Here is a 15,327-nt window from a genome sequence, read left to right on the forward strand (position 1 = left end):
TTCGCGGAATAGCTGAATTCAATTCATCATTTCAAAGGCAAATGATGAGCCTCACCGAACATGGGCTGTGTCCAGCCCACTCCATAGGCCCCGCCCACAGCCGCCAACATGCCGAAGCCCGTCTTGAGCTGTAGGAGCCGGCGGCGTATTCACATGTCGTTGAGCTGATCGGTAAACCACTGGATGAAATCCGCCACGGCCGGCTTCTCCAGGCGCAGGCGCTCGCAGACCAGCGCGTACTGCCCCAGCGAGGTGATCTGCGCGGCGAACGGGCGCACCAGCCGGCCGCAGGCCAGGTCCTCGGCGCTGGTGAGGTTGTCGCCGATGGCCACGCCTTGCCCGCGCACCGCCGCTTCCATGGTCAGCCCGGCGTGACCGAGGTAGACATGGCGGCTGGGGCGGATATCGCTGGCATGGGTAGTCAGCCAGGCAGTCCAGGACTTGCCGTCCTGGTCATCATGCAGCAGGCAGTGGCGCGCCAGGTCGCGCGGGTGCTTGAGCGGCGACTGGTTGAACAGGCCGGGGCTGCACACCGGGAAGAACTGCAGGGTCGGCAGCGGTCGCACGAAGTAGGTGCTGGCGTCCGCCGGACCGGTACCGTAGGTGATGGCCAGGTCGATCTCGGCAGCCGGCCCCGGTGCCTCCAGCGGTTGCTCGTGCAGGTGCAGGACTATCTCCGGGTAGCGCTCGGCGAAGTCTGCCAGCCGGCCCACCAGCCATTTCTGCGCCAGCTCCACCGTCACCGCGATGTGCAACTGCGCCTGGGAGCCCGGGTCGCGCAACTCATCGCATGCCGTGGCGATTAGTTCGAAAGCCTGCTGCAGGCTGCGCAGCAGGCGCCGCGCCTGGGCGGTAGGCTGCACCTGGCGGCCCTGGCGCTCGAACAGCGTCGCCCCCAACTGCTCTTCCAGCTGGCGAATCTGGTGGCTGACCGCACTGTCGGTCACGCACAGCTCGGCGGCAGCTCGGCCGAAGTGCGCATGGCGTGCAGCGGATTCGAAGGTGCGCAGGGCGGTAAGCGAAGGTAGGCGTCGCATGATGAAAGCAGTCTTTATTGGCAAGGCGGCCGGCATGCTGACCGACGCAGCCTGCACGACGCAAGGCGGATACAGGCGCCCCAGCGCGAAACTCACCGCTGCGCGCAGCACTCTTTTCACGACAACCGCTGTTCGTCTGCCCCACCCCTTTCGCCCGCAGCGCTTGACGCTCAGTGGCAGGCAGCGAAGTCCCCCGGCGATTGGATACTCTTTATGTCCATCTTTGTGTCGTGAACTGAACATTGATCGCGTCTCGCACCAAAATCCCGGTTGCATATCCCGTATCGCTATCTAGGCTGATCTTCACGACCCAGCCGGTGGGAAAAGCACCACGGGACAAGGGATCGCCGTCTCCAGCACGCATTCGGAGCGAATGCCTTTCATCGGCTCGAACGCCATGAGAGCCAGTCAGGGATCAGCAGGGGATGCTCGATGACCAGAGTCCGCACAGGCGCCGCAAAGGCCATAGGCGCTTCCATTGCGACATCGCTTTGTATCCTGTTCGTCGGCCCCGCCGCTGCCGGTGGCATCCTCATCTACGAGGCCGGTCAGGAAGGCAATGGCCTGGCCAACGCCGGCTCGGCCGCGCTGGCCAGCGACCCCAGCGTGCTGATGAGCAATCCGGCCGGCATCGCCGAGCTCAAGGGCACGCAGATCAGCGCCAACGCCCAGGTCATCCTCGGCGACCTGAGCTTCTCGCGCGACAGCAACAACCAGTTCGATGGCAACGAAGGTGGCAACTCCCTGAAATGGCTGCCGGGTGCCAGCTTCTTCGTCAGCCAGCAGATCGACGAACGCTCGGCCATCGGCTTCGGCATGTATGGCAACTTCGGCCTGGCGCTGGACTATGACGACGACTGGGCCGGCCGCTACTTCAACCAGGAGGCAGCGGTCATCGGCGTGTCGTTCCAGCCGACCATCGCGCACAAGTTCACCGACCAGCTCACGCTCGGCATCGGCCCGCGCATCGTTTACGCCTACTACCGCAACGAAACGGCCATCAACAACAACCTGCTCGGCCTGCGCGATGCTCCCGACGGGCAACTGGAATACAAGGACACCGATGTCGGTACCGGGGTGAACATCGGCCTGCTCTATGACCTCAGCGATCGCACCAAGATCGGCTTCGCCTACACCAGCAAGGTGAAGCTGGAGTTCGAAGACAGCCCCGATGTGCGAAAGGTCAGCAACCCGATCATCAATGCCGCGCTGCGCCGTCTGGATGTCGACTCGCTGGAACTGGACATGAATATCCCGCAGACCGCGACCTTGAGCATCGCCCACCAGCTCGACCCGCAGTGGAAGCTGCTGGGCAGCCTGGGCTGGCAGGACTGGAGCGACTTCGGCGAGATCGGCGTGGAGGTGGACGCCAACGCCGGCGGCGTGGATCGCACCGTCGACCGCCAGTACAAGGACACCTGGCACGCCTCCATCGGCACCCAGTACCAGGCCACCCCGCAATGGCGCTGGAGCCTTGGCCTGGGCTACGACAGCTCGGCGGTGGACGACAAGGACCGCACCGTGGACAACCCCATGGGCGAGGCCTGGCGCCTGGCCACCGGGGTCAACTACCAGGTGGACGAGGGCCTGGACCTGCACCTGGCCTACACCCTCGTCTGGCTCGGCGACATGGACGACGAACAGACCAAGTCCCGCTCCGGCGAGACCCTTTCCGGCACTTACCGCAATGCCGCCCTGCACATCCTTGGCGGCGGCGCGACCTGGCGTTTCTGAGCACGAGCAACGCGCCGCCAAGAGCGCGCCCCCGACACCATCGATGCAGTACCGCCCACAAGGAGCAATACAATGAACTGGAAACTCCTGGCCATGCCGCTGTGCCTGGCCACCCTCACCCTCACCGGCTGTGCGAGCAAGTACGTGGAGCCGGAGAACTACTCCGGCTTCCTCAAGGACTACAAGGTCCTCAAGGAAGAGAAGTCCCCCTCCGGCGCACCGGTGATGCGCTGGATCAAGCCCGGCATCGACGTCAGCCAGTTCACCAGCGTGTATGTCGAGCCGAGCCAGCTCTACCCGCAACCGCAGCCCAGCGAGAAGATCCCGCAGAGCACGCTGGACGGCATTACCAAGTACTACGACCAGTCACTGCAGACGCAATTCGCCAAGGCCCTGCCCCTGGCTAGCGGTCCTGGCCCTGGCGTGCTCGTCGTGCGCCCGGCGATCACCGCCGTCAGTGCATCGACCAAGGGCCTGCAACCCTATGAGGTCATCCCCATCGCCCTGATCGCCGCCGGCGTCAGCACCGCCACCGGTATCCGTGACCAGGACACCAGCATCGCCACCGAAGCCGCTTTCCTCGACGGCAGTAACGGCACGGTGGTCGCCCAGGTGGTGCGCAAGGGTGCCGGCAGCGAGCTGGACAACTCCTCCCAGGTCATGACCGCCAACGACGCCAAGGCCCTGCTCGATGGCTGGGCGCGGGACATGGTCAAGTCCTACGAGCAACTCAAGAGCAAGTAACCCCCTGACCCGGCATGGCTCGCGCGAGAGCGGGCCATGCCGGAAAGGCGAAACCTCGTCTGCAATACCTCGAACAAGTCCAAGACCACACCGCTGGCAGTTGCCTCGAAGGGTACGGCGCATCAAGCAAGAAGGAGCTTGAGATGAAACTGATCGCGCAATCGTCGCACTCGATGGATGGCCAGGGCGCCGCCAGGCTGTGGAAATTCAGCTCGTCGTTCCTGCTGGCGGCAGCCATTTCCATGACGACCCAGGCCTGGGCTGCCGAAGCGCCCAAGCCGGCAACCGACGCCACCAAGGCCGCCAACGATGCCCTGCTGCAAGAGCTGCCGTTCAACGACAAGACCTCGTTCGAGCTGGCCCACAAAGGCTTCATCGCCCCGCTGCCCAGCGAGCCGATCAAGGGCGAGAAAGGCAACCTGATCTGGGACCCGGCCAAGTACAACTTCATCAAGGAAGGTGAAGCCGCGCCAGCCACCACCAACCCCAGCCTGTGGCGGCAATCCCAGCTGATCAACATTTCCGGCTTGTTCCAGGTCACCGACGGCATCTACCAGGTGCGCAACTACGACCTGTCGAACATGACCATCGTCGAGGGCAAGACCGGCATCACCATCTTCGACCCGCTGATCTCCGCCGAGACCGCCAAGGCGGCACTTGACCTGTACTTCGCACACCGACCGAAGAAACCGGTGGTCGCGGTGATCTACACCCACAGTCACGTCGACCACTACGGCGGTGTGCGCGGCGTGGTGGACGAGAAGGATGTGAAGGCCGGCAAGGTCAAGATCTACGCCCCGCTGGGCTTCCTCGAACACGCCGTGGCCGAGAACGTGATGGCCGGCACCGCGATGAGCCGTCGCGCCAGCTACATGTACGGCAACCTGCTGCCGCCGAGTGAAACCGGCCAACTGGGCGCCGGCCTGGGCACTACCACCTCGGCCGGTACCGTGACCCTGATCCCGCCCACCGACATCATTTCCAAGACCGGCGAGAAGCGGGTGATCGACGGCCTCACCTACGAGTTCCTCTACGCGCCGGGCAGCGAGGCGCCGGCCGAGATGATGTACTACATCAAGGAGAAGAAGGCCCTCAACACCGCCGAGGACTCCACCCACACCCTGCACAACACCTACTCGCTGCGCGGCGCGAAGATCCGCGAGCCGCTGCCCTGGTCCAAGTACCTCAACGAAGCCCTGAAGATGTGGGGCAACGACGTGCAGGTGATGTACGCCATGCACCACTGGCCGGTGTGGGGCAACAAGGAAGTGCGCGACCAGCTCTCCTCGCAGCGCGACATGTACCGCTACATCAACGACGAGACCCTGCGTCTGGCCAACAAGGGCCTGACCATGACCGAGATCGCCGAGCAGGTGAAACTGCCCAAGGGTATCGCCGACCGCTTCTCCAACCGTGGCTACTACGGCTCGCTGAACCACAACGTGAAGGCGACCTACGTGCTCTACCTCGGCTGGTTCATCGGCAACCCGGCGACCCTCTGGGAGCTGCCGCCCGAGGAAGAAGCCAAGCGCTACGTCGACATGATGGGCGGCGCCGACGCCGTGCTGAAGAAGGCCAAGGAGTACTACGACAAGGGCGACTTCCGCTGGGTGGCCGAGGTGGTCAACCACGTGGTCTTCGCCGACCCGAACAACCAGGCGGCGAAGAACCTGCAGGCCGATGCGCTGGAACAGCTTGGCTACCAGGCCGAGAGCGGCCCGTGGCGCAACTTCTACCTGACCGGCGCGCAGGAACTGCGCAACGGCGTGCAGAAGCTGCCGACCCCGGACACCGCCAGCCCCGACACCGTCAAGGCGATGGACCTGGACCTGTTCTTCGACTACCTGGCCATGCGTTTGAAAGGGCCTGAGGTGGCGGACAAGCACATCACCCTCAACTTCGACTTCACCGACCTGAAGCAGAAGTACACGCTGGAGATGGTCAACGGTGTGCTGAACCACACCGAGGGCGTACAGGCCAAGGACGCCGATGCCACCATCACCCTCACCCGCGACACCCTGAACAAGCTGATGCTCAAGCAGACCACGCTCAAAGACGCGGAAGGCTCGGGCGAGCTCAAGGTGCAGGGTGACCAGGGCAAGCTCGACGAGCTGATGAGCTACATGGACAACTTCGACTTCTGGTTCAACATCGTCACGCCCTGACCCGGCAACCACGGGCAGGCCGGCGGCTTCCGCCGCTGGCCTGCCGCTTTTCCCCAGGCCTGGAAACCCACCCCCATGGACACCGTTCGCGGCACCGCTTTCCTCCAGTTCGGCGATCTGCTCGCCGAGCGTGGCGCTGCGCTGCGCTCACACCTCGCCCCTCACCGCATCGACCTGAGCGTCGTCGGCAACTACGAGAAAAAATTCTCCTACAAGAGCCTGGTGCAGATCTTCGAAGGCAGCGCCCACGCCCTGGCCATGCCCGAACTGGGGCTGGAGCTGGCGACCCGGCAACAATCCACCCTGCTCGGTCCGTTGCAGCACCTGGCGCAGACGGCCCCCACAGCTGGAGAAGGATTGGCCGCAGTGGTGCGCTACATGCACCTGTACAGCCCCTCGATCCTCTTTCGCCTGGAACGGCGCAACGGCTGCACGCTGCTCTGCTTCGACAACACGCTGCCGTGCATCAAGGAGATTCCGCAGATCGTCGAGAAGTCCCTGCTGCACGGCAAGTTGATGATGGCCGAACTGCTGGGTACCCCCTTCCAGCCCACCACCGTGCTGCTACGCCACCCACCACAGGCAGAACTGTCGGTGTACCGGCGCTACTTCGACTGCCCGGTGCTGTTCGGCCAGGACCACAACGCCCTGGTCATCGCCCAGCGCGACCTGCAGCGCCCCTGTGCGCGCCACGACGCCCTGTTGCATTCCATCGTCCGGTTCTACCTGGAAGCGCATTCGGACGCCGGCGAGAAGCTCGGCTTCGCCGTCGAACGTCACATCCACGCCCTGCTACCCAAGCAGCGCTGCAGCCTGGAACAGGTGGCGCAACTGCTCGACCTGCACCCGCGCACGCTGCAGCGGCGCCTGGCCAATGACGGCATCGATTTCGAGGAACACGTCGACCAGATCCGTCGTCACCGCGCCGAACAATTGCTCGGTCACTCCGACCTGTCCATCGCGCGCATCGCGCAGGAACTGGGCTACCGCCGCACCACCTCGTTCTGCCGAGCGCACCACCGCTGGTTCGGCATGGCGCCCATCGAGCATCGGCGCGCGCTGAAGCACTGAACGCCAGCGCTCTCCAGCGAAGATTGTCCAGCGGCGCCGGACAGTCCATCCCAGCGGCGCGGAATTATCTTCTCCCTGCGTACCTCTAGACTCAGGCTTGCCTTCAACCCAGCAGGACTGACGACCATGGCCGACCATTCGATCCAGGGAAAAGTGGTAATTATCGCCGGAGGAGCGAAGAACCTCGGCGGGCTGATTGCCCGCGATCTCGCCGCACAGGGAGCCGCCGCCGTGGCGGTGCACTACAACAGCAACTCGAGCAAGGCGGAAGCGGACAAGACCGTCGCCGCGCTGCAGGAACTGGGCGCGAAGGCTGTAGCACTGCAGGCCGACCTCACCCGCGCAGGCGCGGTGGAGAAACTCTTTGCCGACGCCGTCGCCGCCGTCGGCAAACCGGACATCGCCATCAACACGGTCGGCAAGGTGCTGAAGAAGCCCATGGTCGAGATCAGCGAAGCCGAATACGACGAGATGATGGCGGTGAACGCCAAGTCGGCGTTCTTCTTCATCAAGGAGGCCGGCCGGCACCTCAACGACAACGGCAAGATCTGCACCATCGTCACTTCGCTGCTGGGCGCCTTCACGCCCTTCTACGCCGCTTACGCCGGCGGCAAGGCACCGGTGGAACACTTCACCCGCGCCGCCGCCAAGGAGCTGGGCGAGCGCGGCATCTCCGTCACCGCTGTGGGCCCTGGCCCGATGGACACGCCGTTCTTCTATCCTGCCGAGGGGCAGGACGCAGTGAACTACCACAAGACCGCCGCCGCCCTGTCGCCTTTCTCGAAGACCGGCCTGACCGACATCGAGGACGTGGTTCCCTTCATCCGCCACCTGGTCAGCGACGGCTGGTGGATCACCGGGCAGACGCTGCTGATCAATGGCGGCTATACCACCAAGTGATCCCCACGACGCAGGACTGACCACCACCGCCAGCCCGCGGCACCTGCTCCGGGCTGGCGCCACTGTCTCCCCCCGAGGTGCCATGGAGCGCATCGAGCAGTACCGCATCTTCGTCCAGGTCGCCGAACTGGGCAGCTTCATCCAGGCCTCGCGGGTGCTCAAGCTGCCACGCGCCACGGTTTCCGCTGCCGTCCAGCAACTGGAAGCCGGCCTCGGCACGCGGCTGCTGCATCGCACCACGCGCAAGGTCAGCCTGACGGCGGACGGCCTGCAACTGCTGGAACGTGCTCACCCGTTACTGCACGAATATGACGAAGTGGACCAGCTGTTCCAGGCCCACCCGCAGCAGATCAGCGGGCGCCTGGACATCGACGTGCCCAGCCGTATCGCCCGCCGCCTGTTGATCCCGGCGCTGCCGGAATTCCTCCGCCAGTACCCACGCGTGCAACTGGGGCTGGGCTCCACCGACCGGTTGATCGACCCGGTGAGTGAAGGCGTCGATTGCATCATCCGCTTCGGCCGGCTGGCCAACAGCAGCCTGGTGGTGAAACCGCTGGGGCAGGTCCTGCTGGTCAACTGCGCCAGCCCCTCCTATCTCGCCGAACATGGCGTTCCGCGTCAGCTGGACGACTTGCGCAGGGGCCACCACTGTATCGGCTACAGCCCCACCACCGGCGGCCAGGCATTGCCCTGGGAGTGTCCGGAGGACGACGGCGAGCGCAGCATCGAGCTGCCCTGCCGGGTGATCGTCAACAACGTCGAGAGCTACATCGCCAGTTGTTGCGCCGGTCTAGGGCTGATCCAGGTGCCGTTGTTCGATGTACAGCACCTGCTCGATGCCGGCGCGCTAGTGGAGGTCCTGCCCGAGCATCGGCCCGCCCCCATGCCGGTATCCATGCTCTACCCCAACCGCCGGCAGCGCTCGCGTCGGCTGGCGGTTTTCCTCGATTGGTTCAGCGCGCAGATGCAGCCATTCCTGGCGCCCTGACGAGATTCCCTGCGAAGCGCTATTGCCCTGAGGATTGCTCTGAGGCCAGGCATTCGGTTATTTTGATAATAATTCGCATTTGCACGGATCCTCGCCCGGCTCCCTATGACACGACCCATTGCCTGCGCCCATCGAGCCCAAGTGGCCAGCCTCTACCGCGAGAACCACAGTTGGATCCAGCAGTGGATCAATCGCCGGCTGGGTAATGCCAGCGACGCCGCCGAGCTGGCCCAGGACGTCTTCGTGCGCCTGCTCGCGCAGCCACGCGAATTCGAGAGTGACGTGCACGCCCGCGCCTACCTGAGCCGCATCTCGCTGCACCTGTGCGTCGACTTCTGGCGCCGCAAGCAGCTGGAGAAGGCGTGGCTGGAAGCCCTGGCGCTGGTGCCGGAAAGCCATTGGCCGTCCCAGGAGCACCAGGCGATCATCCTGGAAACCCTCGGCCAGCTGCAGGACCTGCTGGAGCGTCTGCCGCCCAAGGTGGCCGCCGCCTTCAGCCTGTCGCAGCTGCACGGCATGGGCTATCGGGAAATCGCCGAGGAGCTGGGTGTCTCCGTGCGCACGGTGACCAAGTACATCGCCCAGGCCATGTTCCAGTGTGCCTTGCTCGAAGCCGAACTGGACGGAGTGCTGCAGTGAGCGCGCGTCCCGGCTTCGACCACGCCACCCTGGAAAGCGCCGCCGACTGGTTCGCGCGCCTGCAGGAATCGCCCAACGACGCCGAACTGCACGCGCAGTGGCGTCGCTGGATGGACCAGGGCGAAACACAGCGCCTGGCCTGGAGCTACATCGAGCGGATCAGCCAGCGCTTCGCCGGTATCCAGCAGCAGGGCCCCGCGGCACACAGGACACTGGCCACCCTGCGTACCGGCAAGCAGACACGCCGCCGGCTGCTCAGCCAGTTCAGCGTGCTGGCCGGTGCCGGCCTGTTCGGCTGGCTGGGCTGGCTGGGCTGGCGCGCCAACCCCATCGACAGCCTGCACGCCTGGCGCGCCCAGTACCGTACCGCCGTCGGCGAACGCCGCAGCGAGCGCCTCAGCGATGGCACCCAGGTCTGGCTCAACAGCGACAGCGCGCTGGATGTCCGGTTCGACGACGCCCACCGCGAGCTGCTGCTGTACGCCGGTGAAGTACTGATCGAGACCGGCCATGGCGACAGCCGTCCCTTCCAGGTACGCACCCGTGCCGGTCTGCTGCAACCGCTGGGCACCCGCTTCAGCGTGCGCGAGCTTGGCCCGCGCACGCAGCTCAGCGTCTACCAGGGCGCGGTGCGCACCACGCTACAGGACACTGGCGCAAGCCTCATCTTGCAGGCGGGCCAGGCCGTCGTCTTCGATGCCCGCGAAGCCGGTGCGATCACTCGCGCCGAATCCCGCCGCGAAGCCTGGAGCCGCGGCCTGCTGCTGGCCGAGGACATGCCGCTGGACGAGTTCATCACCGAACTGGGCGGTTACCGGCGTGGGCACCTGGGCGTCGACCCGGCCGTGGCGCACTTGCGCGTCATGGGCAGCTTCCCGCTGGCGGACACCGACCAGGCCCTGGCGCAGCTGGAGGAAGCCCTGCCAGTGCAAGTGCAGCGGCGTTTCGACTGGTGGGTAACGGTGGTTCCGCGCCGCTAGGCAACCGAGTCGAGCCCCGGTTCGCGAGCAAGCTCGCTCCTACAAGGAGCGCGCGCAGTCAGCCTGTAGGAGCGAGCTTGCTCGCGAACCTCCCAGCATCCGTATGCCTCGGCAAAAAAAGTTTTCGAGAATGGTTCCGATTTTCCGTCCTGCTTCGGATTACTAGGAAACACCCCTAATAACCGGACGCCAAGGAACCGGAATGTCACGCCAAGACCAGCACTTCCCGAGCAAAAAGCATCCCCTGTTTCTCGCCATCGCCCTGAGCCTGGCCAGCGTCGCGCCACTCGCGGTATCCCCCGCGGCCCACGCTGAACAGGCGCAGCGACAGACCTTCGACATCCCCGCCGGCCCCCTGGCCCGCCAGCTCAATGAGCTGGCTGCGCAGACCGGCCTGCTGCTGGCCGCCGACGCCGAGCTGACCCGCGACCGCCAGAGTCAGGCCGTGCGCGGCACTTTCAGCGCCGAGGAAGCGCTGGACGTGATGCTCATGGGCAGCGGGCTTGCCGCGCGACTCAGCACAACGTCGGGCAACGGCAACCGCTACCAGTTGGTGCTCATCCCGCAGGACGACGCCGCGCTGGAAATGAGCGAGACCACCATCATGGGCCAGGGCATGGGCCAGGCCACCGAGAACAGCGGCAGCTACACCCCTGGCCTGACCAGCGTCGGCTCGAAGACCCCGACCTCGCTGAAGGAAACCCCGCAGTCGGTCTCCGTCATCACCCGCCAGCTGATGGATGACCGCCAGATCGCCGACCTCAACGACGCCATGAAGGCCGTGCCGGGCATCACCACGCAGAGCAACACCTATCGCATCCAGGACTTCTACTCGCGCGGCTTCGCCATCCAGAACATCCAGCTCGACGGCGCCGCGCCGATGGCCCTGGGCACCACCGCCGGCTCGTTCTACTCCTCCAACGTCTATGACATGGCCGAGTTCGACCACGTCGAAGTGCTGCGCGGCAGCTCGGCGCTGTTCGGCGGCACCGGCGATCCCGGCGGCATCATCAACCTGGTGCGCAAGCGTCCGCTGGACACCTACCAGCTGAAGTTCAGCGCGTCCGCCGGCACCTGGGACAACTACCGCAGCGAGCTCGACGTCACCGGCCCGCTGGGCTTCGATGGCAAGCTGCGCGGGCGTGCAGTGGTGGCCTACCAGGACCGCCAGTACTTCACCGACAACCGCGCCACCGACAAGCCGATCTTCTACGGCGTGCTGGAAGCCGACGTCACCGACGACACCCTGCTCACCGCCGGGCTGCGCTTCAACAAGGTCCACGAAACCGGCACTGCCAACGCCGTGCCGCGCTACAGCAACGGCGTCGACCTCGGCCTGCCGCGCCATACCGGGCTGTCCACCACCTGGGCGTATGCCGATGGATTCTCCCGCGAATACTTCGCCAAGCTCGACCATCGCCTGAACGACGACTGGAAGCTCAACGTCAGCTACACCAACATCTACGACACCATCAACACCAACAACGCCACCACCCTGGGTTCGGTGAACCCGGTGACCGGCGCCGGCGTCACCCGCTACGGCACCTACATCACCCAGTGGAGCGAGCAGGACCTCTGGGACGCCAACGTCTCAGGCAATTTCAGCCTGTTCGGCCTGAACCACCAGCTCACCGTCGGCGGCGACTACCAAGACATCGACAGCCGCTGGCAGGGCACCCCGCGCTTTGCCAGTGCCGGCGGCGCAGTGGACGTGTTCGACCCGAACTCCACGCCCTGGAACGACCCCGGCGCACGCCCGGACTTCACCCGCAACTACAGCCCCAACAGCCAGACCCAGTACGGCCTCTACTCCAGCCTGCGCCTGCAGCTGGCCGAGCCGCTGCACCTGATCCTCGGCGCACGGGTGCAACGCTACAAGTTCGACCAGACCTATCAGACCCTGGCCAACGGCACCTGGAACACGCAGTCGCGCGTCGACATGCGCGAGCCGACCAGGACCACGCCCTTCGGCGGCATCGTCTACGACCTCACCGACGAGTGGGCCGCCTACGCCAGTTACGCGGAAATCTTCAAGCCGCAGCAGAACTACATGGCCGGCCCACTGGGCAGCGGCAGCACCCTCGACCCCATGACCGGCAAGACCTATGAAACCGGCCTGAAGGGCGAGCTGCTGGGCGGCAAGGTAAACACCAGCGTGGCGCTCTACTACACCAAGCGTGAAGACCAGGCCGTGCTGGACCCGCAGTACGACGCCACTTCCGTGCTGTTCGGCGGCAACTGCTGCTACGTCAACGGCGGCGAAGTGGTCAGCAAGGGCGTCGACATGGAGATCTCCGGCGAGTTGCTGCCGGACTGGATGGTGATGGCCAGCTATACCCTCAACCTCAACAAGAACCGCACCGTCGGCGGCGAGCTGAGCACCATCACGCCCAAGCACATGGCCAAGCTGTTCACCACCTACCGACTGCCGGGCGACTGGTCGAAATTCCGCGTCGGCGGCGGCGTCGATATCCAGAGCGCGACCAAGGTCAGCGGTACCGCCTCCTACTACGACAGCAACGGCAACGTCACGCAGGCCGACGTGCCGTTCGACTACCAGCAAAGCGGCTACGCGGTGTGGAACGCCCTGGTCGACTACCAGCTGGACGAGCACTGGAACGTCGCGCTCAACGGCAACAACCTGTTCGACAAGAAGTACTACCAGACGGTCGGCACCTCGACCTACGGCAACGTCTACGGCGACCCGCGCAACTTCATGCTGACCGTGCGCGCGACCTATTGAGGAGCCAGCCTTCACCAAACCTTAATATCGCGCCGCTAGGCTGATCCCAGTCACCAAAGGTGCGTGACCCATGAATGCTGCCTGTTCCAGGCAGCATTTTTTTTGCCCGCAAATTGCTGAACGCCAGTATTGGCGCCCGGACAACCCGGTAGATTGCTGCTATATGCCTTGAGGCACGCGCTTGCTCGCGCTGCCCCAACCTGCGCCTTCGTATGGATACCGTTCATGGCGATCCACCGCTCCAGCACCATCCTGATGACCTGCCTGGGTCTGACCACAGCCATCAGCGCCCTGTCGTTATGGGCCATCCTGGAGATGCGCCACGATGCCCTGGAAGTGGCCACCGCCAACGGCCACAACATTGCCCTGCTGGTGCAACGCGATATCCAGCGCAACCTCGATCTCTACGACATGACCCTTGAGGCAGTGGTCCATGCCCATGCGCAACCCGAAGTCCGTGCACTCTCCAGCGAAGTACGCGACTCCCTGCTCAAGGACTACACCGCGCCCACCCGCGGCATGGGCTCGGTATTCATCACCAACGCCGAGGGCGTGGCCACCTTCAGCTTCGGCAAGGAAATCCCCGCGCGCATTGACCTCTCTGGCCGCGAGTACTTCCAGGCGCAGCGCGAGGCGAAGGGGAATTCGGTGTTCGTCAGCCACCCCTACATCCCCTACTCCAACGATGCCCGCCGCAGCATCGCCCTGAGCCGGCGCCTGGAGCGCGCGGACGGCAGCTTTGCCGGCGTGGTCGGTGCCAACCTGGAGCTGAGCTACTTCCATGAGTTGTTCAGCGGGCTCAACCTGGGTGAAGGCGGCACTGTCAGCCTGCACATGCGCGACGGTACCCTGCTGGCGCGCTGGCCCGACTCGCCGCCTGCCGGCACCCTGGCTGGAGCGCTGGAACGCCACCTGGCCAGCGGCGAGGAGAACTTCTTCGACGTCGGCAGCGATGGCAAGCGGCGCTGGCACGACTTCCGCCCGGTAGAGGGCTACCCGCTGGTGTTCAGCGTCGCCCTGCCCTCCGCGGAGATCTACGAGGACTGGTACTGGCGGGCAGGCCTGATCGGCCTGCTCGGCCTGGCGCTGGACGGCGCGGTCATCGTCCTGGCCGTCATCGCCCGCCGGCACATGCGCCGGCGCGACCGCCAGGAAGACGAACTGCGAGTGGCGGCCAGCACCGATCCGCTGACCGGCCTGAAAAACCGCCGCAGCTTCGACCTGAGAGCCGCCCACGAATGGTCGCGCTACCAGCGCAGCGGCGCCGCGCTGTCAGTAATGCTGATGGATATCGACCAGTTCAAGGCCTACAACGACCACTACGGACACCCCGCCGGCGACGCGGCGCTGAAGACCGTGGCGCAGGTGATCGCCGAATGGACGCGGCGCCCGGCCGACTTCGCGGCGCGTTTCGGCGGCGAGGAGTTCGTGGTCCTGCTGGGCGACAGCGACGAAACCAGTGCCCTCGAACTGGCCGAGCAAATCCGCTCCAGTCTGCAGGCCCTTGCCGTACCGCACCAATACGGCCCGTTGGGCGTGGTCACCTTGAGCATCGGCGTCGCCAGCACTTCGCACTTCAGCCCGGCCAACTGGGCCGAGCTGGTGCAGGCCGCCGACAGTGCGCTGTACCAGGCGAAGAATGGCGGGCGCAACCGCGTGGTGGGCTTCAATCCCCCGGCAGTCGCAGCCACCTAACCCCGCTCACCACGCAGGCTCAGCACCTTCAGTTCGCACTCGAACAAGAACTCGAAGGCCTCGACCTGGCGCAGCGCATCACTCATGCGCGCGCCCCAGGTGTACAGCCCGTGGCCACGGATCAGGTAGCCAGGGCAGTCCGGATGCGCATCGAGCCAGGGCTGTACGCGGGTCGACAGGCGGGCGATGTCCTGGTCGTTGTCGAAGATCGGTACGCTGACGCGACCCTCGTGGCTGGTGACACCGGCGAAAGCCTTCTGCAACTCGTAATCCTGCAGCTCCAGCCGGTCGCCGGCAATCAGGCGCGACAGCACCGTGGCGTTCACCGAATGGGTATGCAGCACCGCGCCGATCTCCGGCCGCCAGGCATAGAGCTGGGTGTGCAGCAGGGTTTCCGCGGAGGGCTTCTTGCCGGGCTCCAGGCTGTTGCCGGCCAGGTCGGTTTCCAGCACATCGTCCTCGCCCAATTGGCCCTTGTGCTTGCCCGACACGGTGAGCAGCGCACGATCGGCGGACAGGCGCGCCGAATAGTTGCTGCTGGTCGCCGGAGACCAGCCACGACCATAGAGGAAGCGGCCGGCTTCGATGATCTGCCGGGTCAGTTGCGAGCGTGTCTCGGTCATTTCAACAA

General features: G+C 65.2%; 12 protein-coding genes. 10 read left to right on the forward strand and 2 right to left on the reverse strand.

The genetic code is table 11. The annotated features are described in order from the left end of the window. Window positions 1–149 precede the first annotated feature (149 nt). Window positions 150–1,037, reverse strand: a complete 888-nt coding sequence (locus ACKI1H_RS22500) for a LysR substrate-binding domain-containing protein (protein ID WP_440466386.1) — start codon at window positions 1,035–1,037, stop codon at window positions 150–152. A 432-nt stretch (window positions 1,038–1,469) separates the two neighbouring features. Between ACKI1H_RS22500 and ACKI1H_RS22505 the strand changes: the two genes are divergently transcribed. From ACKI1H_RS22505 to ACKI1H_RS22550, 10 genes are all read left to right on the forward strand, one after another. Further along, the gene (locus ACKI1H_RS22505) at window positions 1,470–2,771 is read left to right on the forward strand and encodes an OmpP1/FadL family transporter (RefSeq protein WP_440466387.1); all 1,302 of its coding nucleotides are present in this window, start codon (window positions 1,470–1,472) and stop codon (window positions 2,769–2,771) included. Window positions 2,772–2,843: 72 nt separating this feature from the next. Then, the gene (locus tag ACKI1H_RS22510; RefSeq protein WP_138521052.1) at window positions 2,844–3,515 is read left to right on the forward strand and encodes a DUF3313 domain-containing protein; all 672 of its coding nucleotides are present in this window, start codon (window positions 2,844–2,846) and stop codon (window positions 3,513–3,515) included. Between the two features lie 143 nt (window positions 3,516–3,658). After that, window positions 3,659–5,680: an alkyl/aryl-sulfatase gene (locus ACKI1H_RS22515; RefSeq protein WP_440466388.1), complete on the forward strand. Its 2,022-nt coding sequence runs from the start codon at window positions 3,659–3,661 to the stop codon at window positions 5,678–5,680. Window positions 5,681–5,755: 75 nt separating this feature from the next. After that, window positions 5,756–6,751 (forward strand): AraC family transcriptional regulator ligand-binding domain-containing protein, encoded by a 996-nt coding sequence (locus ACKI1H_RS22520; protein ID WP_440466389.1) that lies wholly within the window; start codon window positions 5,756–5,758, stop codon window positions 6,749–6,751. 126 nt (window positions 6,752–6,877) lie between these two features. Beyond that, window positions 6,878–7,651: an SDR family oxidoreductase gene (locus tag ACKI1H_RS22525; protein WP_440466390.1), complete on the forward strand. Its 774-nt coding sequence runs from the start codon at window positions 6,878–6,880 to the stop codon at window positions 7,649–7,651. A gap of 82 nt (window positions 7,652–7,733) precedes the next feature. After that, the gene (locus tag ACKI1H_RS22530; RefSeq protein ID WP_440466391.1) at window positions 7,734–8,639 is read left to right on the forward strand and encodes a LysR substrate-binding domain-containing protein; all 906 of its coding nucleotides are present in this window, start codon (window positions 7,734–7,736) and stop codon (window positions 8,637–8,639) included. Between the two features lie 105 nt (window positions 8,640–8,744). Beyond that, entirely contained in the window at window positions 8,745–9,278 is a 534-nt protein-coding gene (locus ACKI1H_RS22535) for a sigma-70 family RNA polymerase sigma factor (RefSeq protein WP_138521056.1), read from the forward strand. Then, on the forward strand, window positions 9,275–10,258 hold the full coding sequence (locus ACKI1H_RS22540) for a FecR domain-containing protein (protein WP_440466392.1): 984 nt from the start codon (window positions 9,275–9,277) through the stop codon (window positions 10,256–10,258). Before ACKI1H_RS22535 ends, ACKI1H_RS22540 begins: the two co-directional genes overlap by 4 nt. Window positions 10,259–10,460: 202 nt before the next feature. After that, window positions 10,461–13,001 carry a TonB-dependent siderophore receptor gene (locus ACKI1H_RS22545; protein ID WP_440466393.1) on the forward strand — a complete coding sequence of 847 codons (2,541 nt, stop codon included), beginning with the start codon at window positions 10,461–10,463 and terminating at the stop codon, window positions 12,999–13,001. A 225-nt stretch (window positions 13,002–13,226) separates the two neighbouring features. Further along, the gene (locus ACKI1H_RS22550; protein ID WP_440466394.1) at window positions 13,227–14,696 is read left to right on the forward strand and encodes a diguanylate cyclase domain-containing protein; all 1,470 of its coding nucleotides are present in this window, start codon (window positions 13,227–13,229) and stop codon (window positions 14,694–14,696) included. On the opposite strand, the gene ACKI1H_RS22555 is transcribed toward ACKI1H_RS22550, so the two are convergent. Beyond that, window positions 14,693–15,319 carry a methylthioribulose 1-phosphate dehydratase gene (locus ACKI1H_RS22555; RefSeq protein WP_138521060.1) on the reverse strand — a complete coding sequence of 209 codons (627 nt, stop codon included), beginning with the start codon at window positions 15,317–15,319 and terminating at the stop codon, window positions 14,693–14,695. The genes ACKI1H_RS22550 and ACKI1H_RS22555 overlap by 4 nt on opposite strands. Window positions 15,320–15,327: the final 8 nt, after the last annotated feature.

The sequence above is a fragment of the Pseudomonas sp. YH-1 genome (assembly GCF_051990045.1).
Classification (GTDB): domain Bacteria; phylum Pseudomonadota; class Gammaproteobacteria; order Pseudomonadales; family Pseudomonadaceae; genus Pseudomonas; species Pseudomonas nicosulfuronedens.